Annotated in this window: 4 protein-coding genes; all 4 read left to right on the forward strand. The window is 59.2% G+C overall.

Annotated elements, in window-relative coordinates:
- Positions 1-15: 15 nt before the first annotated feature.
- The 4 genes from FGE21_RS14800 (at position 16) to FGE21_RS14815 (ending at position 6,274) form a co-directional block, all read left to right on the forward strand.
- The gene (locus FGE21_RS14800) at positions 16-1,725 is read left to right on the forward strand and encodes an ABC transporter permease (protein WP_255731603.1); all 1,710 of its coding nucleotides are present in this window, start codon (positions 16-18) and stop codon (positions 1,723-1,725) included.
- Positions 1,718-2,347, forward strand: a complete 630-nt coding sequence (locus FGE21_RS14805) for an ATP-binding cassette domain-containing protein (RefSeq protein ID WP_139664146.1) — start codon at positions 1,718-1,720, stop codon at positions 2,345-2,347. Before FGE21_RS14800 ends, FGE21_RS14805 begins: the two co-directional genes overlap by 8 nt.
- Positions 2,348-2,485: 138 nt before the next feature.
- On the forward strand, positions 2,486-3,709 hold the full coding sequence (locus tag FGE21_RS14810) for an ABC transporter substrate-binding protein (protein ID WP_139664147.1): 1,224 nt from the start codon (positions 2,486-2,488) through the stop codon (positions 3,707-3,709).
- Positions 3,710-6,274 carry a bifunctional diguanylate cyclase/phosphodiesterase gene (locus FGE21_RS14815; protein ID WP_139664148.1) on the forward strand — a complete coding sequence of 855 codons (2,565 nt, stop codon included), beginning with the start codon at positions 3,710-3,712 and terminating at the stop codon, positions 6,272-6,274.
- Positions 6,275-6,782 lie beyond the last annotated feature (508 nt).

Genomic DNA, 6,782 nt, shown 5'->3' on the forward strand with positions numbered 1-6,782 from the left:
CTCTGAGTCCGCGCTGTGCGCTTGCCCCCCAGATTACGACCCATCGCGCCGCCAATTCTGCCGGCCCTGACGCTGCTGGCGCTGCTGGGTCCGGTGGTGGCAGGGCTTTTGGGAACGGTGATGGCAGGATTTGGCCACCTGCCCGCAGCCGGGCTGAGCGGTCCCTCGACAGAACCGTTGCGCGCGCTCTTGGCTTGGCCGGGGATCGTCCCTGCGATACAGCTCAGCCTGCAGACCGGAGGGGCCGCGACGCTGATTTCGCTGGCCGTCGTCGTGCTTCTGGTCGCGGGTTGGGAGGGCACGCGCCCCTTTCGCATACTGCTGCGTCTGCTGTCGCCGCTGCTGTCTGTCCCCCATGCAGCGGCCGCCTTTGGCCTGATGTTCCTGATCCAGCCATCGGGTTGGATCGCACGAGGCCTCAGCCCCTGGTTCACCGGCTGGGACAGACCACCGGATCTGCTGCTGGTACAGGACCCGATGGGCATTGCGCTCATTGCCGGTCTGGTGGCCAAGGAAGTGCCGTTCCTGCTGTTGATCACCCTCGCAGCCCTTGGTCAGATCGACAGCGACGGGCGCCGCAAGGTCGCGGCCGCGCTGGGGTACGGCCGGATCGCGGGATGGGTTTTCACGGTATTGCCCGCCCTTTATCCGCGTATCCGCCTGCCTGTCTATGTGGTGCTCGCCTATTCGATGTCGGTGGTGGATGTTGCCATGATCCTCGGCCCCAATACACCGCCGCCCCTTTCGGTTCAGATTGTACGCTGGATGGGTGATCCTGACCTGCAGATGCGCTCCCTGGCTTCGGCTGCGGCTCTGGTCCAGCTGGCACTGGTGGTATCTGCGCTGACACTCTGGCGCCTGGCCGAATTCGTCACCGGTCACATCGCAGCGCATTTGGCCTATCGCGGCACCCGATGGGCCGGGGACGGTTGGCTTCGCACCGCTGGCCTTGGCATCGGGACGGTCTCGGTGGTGGCCATTCTTGCCGGCATGCTCGGCCTCGTAGTGTGGTCCTTTGCCGCCCGCTGGACTTTTCCCGCCGTCCTGCCAGAGGCCATGACCCTGAAAACATGGCACCGCAGTGCCCCCCCGGCGATGGCCACTCTGGGCACCACCATTGTCATTGCCTGCTCTGCGACACTGATCGGGCTGGTGCTGACGATCGGATGTCTGGAAACAGAAGAACGCCGTCACCTGCGCCTCACCCAAAGAGGCCTGTGGCTGCTGTACGTGCCGTTGCTGATCCCGCAAACCGCATTTTTGCCGGGGATGCAGACCGGCCTGCTGAGTTTCGGCATAGATGGCACCCTCTGGGCCGTGATTTTCGCCCATCTGGTGTTTGTACTGCCATACCTGCGGCTGTCCCTCGAAGGGCCCTACAAAAGCTGGGACACGCGCCAGGCGGCGGTCGCGGCTGCAATGGGGGCCTCTGCCGGCAGGATCTTCCTCGGGTTGCGGCTGCCCATGCTGCTGGCGCCCATTCTCACTGCCTGCGCTGTGGCAATGGCCGTATCCGTCGGGCAATATCTGCCAACCCTGCTGGTGGGGGGCGGCCGTGTACAAACTCTGACAACCGAAGCTCTGGCGCTTGCATCAGGTGGCGATCGCCGCGCGATCGGCGTCTATGCCGTGCTTCAGGCCGCAATCGCATTGTTGCCATTTGCCCTGGCATTGGCGGTCCCGGCCCTCGTCTGGCGCAACCGACGGGGACTGCGGCATGGATGACGGGCTGCGCCTCACCTCGCTGTCGATCCGCCAATCGGACCAGATCCTTGTGTCGCTTGATCTGCATGTTGCCCCCGGCGCGACGGTCAGCGTCATGGGCGCGTCAGGCTCGGGGAAATCCACTCTCCTTGCCGCCATCACAGGCCAGCTGTCGTCGGATTTCACATTGAGCGGCCACATCAGCCTCAACGGGCGCAGCCTGACAGGTCTGCCTCCTCAGGCCCGTCGCATCGGCATTCTGTATCAGGATCATTTGCTGTTTCCGCATCTCGGCGTCGGTGCAAATCTTGCCTTTGGCCTGAGGCCGGGCCTGTCTCGACGTGCCCGGCGGGCGCAGGTTGAAAAGGCCTTGTGCGACATCGGACTGGAGGGATTTCACGACCGTGATCCCCAAAGCCTGTCTGGCGGCCAAAAAGCCCGTGTCGCGCTGATGCGTATGCTCCTGTCGGACCCTGACCTTCTGCTGCTGGACGAGCCGTTCTCCCGGTTGGATGCACCCCTGCGGGTAAAAATGCGGGAACTTGTCTTTACGTTTGCATCCCGGCGGCGTCTTCCGACGCTGCTGGTCACCCATGATGAGGAGGATGCCCGCGCGGCAGCCGGAGAAATCGTCCGTATCTGAGCCGCGCGCAAGTTTCAGGAGCGAATGTTCGCCTGAATGTTTGAAAAGTGCAAATTGAGAGAATTGTTTTTCCCTTCCTTAACCGACCTCACCTAGGTTCGGGATGTCGAGTGTTGTTTTGTCAGTGAAAGTTCTCAAATGTTACCCGGTGTTTTGAAATGGCTGCTTGCGGTCTGCGTCTGTATCAGTGTGAGCGACTCAAACCCCGCATTGGCGACACCGCTGGAATTGTTCATTGATGCCGATTTTTCCAAAAGCCCGGCATCTTCCACTTCGATAGAACTCGGAATTCGCACCGCTCTGGAGGAGGTCAACTATCGCCTCGGCGGTCAGACGGTCACCATTGTACAAAAGGATCACCGCACGAATGTGAAGCGATCGTACCGCCATATGCAGGAAATGAAGGCCAGTGAAACGGCGCTTCTCATGTTCGGCGGAATGCATTCTCCCCCCTATCTCACCCACAAGAATTTCATGAATGAAAACGGGCTTCTGACCCTCTTGCCCTGGTCAGCAGCCGGCCCCATCACCCGCGCGGGCCGAGGTCGCGACAACTGGATTTTTCGCCTGTCCGTCGATGACTTCAAATCCGGCAGCTTCCTCGTCGACGCGGCGGTCACACAGGGCCGGTGCCAGTCCGTGGCATTGCTGTTGATGGATACCGGCTGGGGTCATGCCAACCGGAACACTTTGGAGGCAGCCCTGGCGGTCCTGGACCGCAGGCCGGACGGCGTAGAATTCTTTCCCACCGCCATTGGCGAGGCCGCCGCAGGGACGCTTGTGGATGAACTCGCACAATCGGATCCGGATTGCGTCATCATGCTGGCCGACTGGCGCAATGGCGCACTCCTTGCAAATGCACTGGCCGAACAAATGCCCGGCGTCAAACTGTTCAGCCATTGGGGCATCATGGGCGGAGCCTTCAGCCAAACTGTATCAAATGATACGCGCATGTCTCTTTCGCTGTCGGTGCTGCAGACCTGCGGACTTCAACAGGAGCGCGCCAAGAACTCTGTTCTGCGTGCCGCCTTGCGTCAAGCCCTGCCGGAGGCACGTGGCCTCGCAGACGTACCAGCGCCAACCGGCTTCGTGCATGGCTACGATCTCACCCGTATTCTCATTGCAGCGGCGGAACAGGCCGCTCAAAGTGCCGACTGGCAGGGCACGATCAGCGCCAAACGGCGCGCGCTGAAGACCGCTCTGGAAAACCTTCGCACGCCGGTTCCCGGTATCCTCAAGGAATATACCTCCCCCTTTTCGCCCTACGACGTGACCCTCCCCGATTCACACGAGGCATTGGGCGAAAGGGATCTCTGTCTCGCCCGCTTTGGTGCCGACGGCCGCCTTGAGGATCCTCGCTGAATGCAGACCGAGTTCAAAGTGAGATCGGCCGCGGTGGCGCGCCGCTTTTGGGTTCTGACCGCCCTGATCCTGGTGTTGACACTGCTCAGTTCACTGCTGGCCATCCGGTACGTCGCCCTGCCGTTTTTCAAAAACTATCAATACAGCGCCATCCAGGCCCAGGCAGAAGAATCCAGCGCCCATCTGAACGCTCTGTTATCTCATAATCAGGTCCTGATGTCGGTTCTGGCAAACGATCCTGTCTTGATCAATATCGCACTGGGATTTGATGAAAACCCGGACTATGTGCCGGATGTTCTGCAGTCCCTGCGGATGACGCAGAACCTGTCCTGGGTGACGTTTTATGACGCCTTTCACGAAGCGCTTTCAAACTACGACGTGCGCCCCGACGAGCGGGACTATTTCTCACCAGCTGCACTATCAGACCTCCTGACCGAAGGGGAAAGGGAGGCCACTCCCCTGCGGCAGCCAATCCTCTTGCACACGCGTGGCACAGAGGTCTATCTGGTTCTGGCGACACCGGTGCTGCATCTCGGCTATATCGAAGGCATGCTTCTGTCGGGATACCGGCTGAACACCGAAGAAATATTCCCCGCCAATGAGATTGTGAAGCGCACATATCTGGTTCAACCAACGTCTGACCTCCTGAAACGGAGCTCATCCGAAGTGCGATCACTGGCTGACTTCAACGTTTCGGTTGCATTGGTGCCGGACCATATCGCCGTTCAGACGGCCGGACGCGCGGTTATGACCAATGCCATGATTGCGATTTCGGTCGTCCTTTTCGGCACATTCGGCATTTTTGCAATTGCAAGCAGGGCCGTGATTATCGAACCACACCGCGCCCTGGAGGCGAAACAGGCCGAATTGAGCGAACTGGCTGCCATAGCCCAACGTGCCAATGACGCCATCATAATCACAGACCTGGACAGCAAAATAGTATGGACCAACCCGTCCTTCGAAGTGTTGACAGGCCATGTACTGGAAGACATTCGCGGCATGGACCCCTCCCAGTTTCTGCAGGGCCCTGATACTGCTCTTGAGACCCGGGCAAAAATTCGAGACGCCCTGAAAAAGCGCCAGGCGGTGCAGGTCGAAATCCTCAATTACCGGCAGGATGGTACGTCATATTGGGTCAGCCTCAGCATTTCGCCGCTCAGGACCGACAAAGGCCGACACTACGGCTATATGGCCATATCCAATGATGTCACCGAAGCCCGCGCGCAGCGCGAAGCGATCATTGCGGCAAAACATGAAATTGAATATCAAGCCATGCATGACCCGCTGACCGGCCTGCAAAACAGGCGTGAGCTGGATCGTGCCTTGGCGCTGCGGGCCGAGGTCCCGGATCAATCAATGACAATTGTGCGCTTGGACCTGGACCATTTCAAAAACGTCAACGACACGATGGGGCACGATGCCGGCGATTTCCTCCTGTGCGAAGTAGCCCGGATCCTGCAGACAGAAACCAGAGCCACTGACCTGGCCGCACGGGTCGGTGGGGATGAGTTCATCGTGCTTCTTGACGCCGGTGCGACTTCAGCGGATGGGGAAAAACTGGCCTTGCGGATGCTGGACCGCATCGGCACTCCCGTGATGTTTGACAATAAACCCATTCGGGTCGGCGCCAGTTTCGGCGTAGCCAGCACCGGCGATGGCCTTCTTACGTTTGATCAATTGAGTATTGGCGCGGACGCTGCGCTCTATGAGGCGAAGGCCTCAGGACGCAATTGCGCACGCCTTTACACACCCGAGCTGCACCTTCAGGTGCTAAACCACCGGACCCTCGCCCGCGAGCTTCGCCATGCGGTGACCCGCGAAGAGTTTGAGCCCTATTTCCAGCCACAGTTTGACGCGGTTACCCACGAAATTGTAGGAGTAGAAACGCTCGCCCGGTGGCACTCACCTGATCTGGGCCTGCAGATGCCGACCCAGTTTCTGCCGGTCGCCGAGCAGTTGTCCCTGATTGAGGACATCGATAACCAGATTTTTGCAAAAGCCCTTCGACAGATCGATAGCCTCCAACCTCTCGGCATCAAGATCCCCAAAGTCTCCGTCAACGTAACCGTCGACCGCATAGGAAACGACGATGTATACGAACAGATCAAAACACATCACTTAGATGGTCCAACGATTGTCTTTGAAATTCTGGAATCCGTTCTTGTCGAGGAGCAGAATGACCTGTTCCATTTTGGCTTGGATCGGTTGCGGGACGCTGGCGTACAAATTGAGATCGACGACTTCGGTTCCGGCCACGCCTCGGTCGTAGGCCTGATGCAATTGCGCCCTGATGCCATGAAAATTGATCAGCGTCTGATCCGCCCGATTACTGTAGATCCATTGGCCCACGAGATGCTCACACATGTCATCGGCATGGCACAGCTGCTGAACTTGCGGATCATCGCCGAAGGCGTGGAATCTATGCAACATGCCCGCATGCTGCGCGATATCGGTTGCCACACCTTGCAAGGCTACGCTTTTTGCAAACCGCTTCCGCTTGACGAACTACGTGCCTTCATTCTACAGCATGAGGCCCGCCTCAGTCTCCGCGCATTGAGTTCGTAATTGGACAGGCTCCTTACGGGCGGTCCCTGATGCGGCATTTGCCGCCCACCGTCTATGCTTCCTTAAAGTACCGTGTATCCGGTGCATTCGACCTACGGCGGAAATCCCCGCAACCCGGAAATCCCGCCCAAATACATGGTCTTCGGGGGAAGAAATTTCCCGACAGGATACCTGAGCCGCTTTTGGTGGCGCCAGACGGTAGCGTAGCGCTGGAAGGATTATCGCATCAAATCCGGCGACCGGCGGAACCTTGTCGGGCATGTGGATCTGTTCTACGCGCAGTTCCTCCGGAACCCCGGTGTCTGGTGAGGGCTGCAAGAATCTGGCGATATCCTTGATCGCCTGAGTATGGGAGTGTTGAGCTTTGTCGCCCACCCCCTGAATGCGCATGTCCTCGATCACACGGGGGTACACTCTACCTCTGTCACGGGAACCGCCCAATTGACGATTGAGAAACCCCAATCGCTAGTCGGGTCAGCCAACCACAGCGTGCGGCGCAGCCGTCCAT

The sequence above is a fragment of the Phaeobacter sp. B1627 genome (genome assembly GCF_006265095.1).
GTDB lineage: Bacteria > Pseudomonadota > Alphaproteobacteria > Rhodobacterales > Rhodobacteraceae > Epibacterium.

Bases quoted from the DNA above. Each gene is read 5' to 3' on its own strand.
- FGE21_RS14815 (WP_139664148.1), top strand. From the start codon at position 3,710: ATGCAGACCGAGTTCAAAGTGAGATCGGCCGCGGTGGCGCGCCGCTTT.
- FGE21_RS14810 (WP_139664147.1), top strand. From the start codon at position 2,486: ATGTTACCCGGTGTTTTGAAATGGCTGCTTGCGGTCTGCGTCTGTATC.
- FGE21_RS14805 (WP_139664146.1), top strand. From the start codon at position 1,718: ATGGATGACGGGCTGCGCCTCACCTCGCTGTCGATCCGCCAATCGGAC.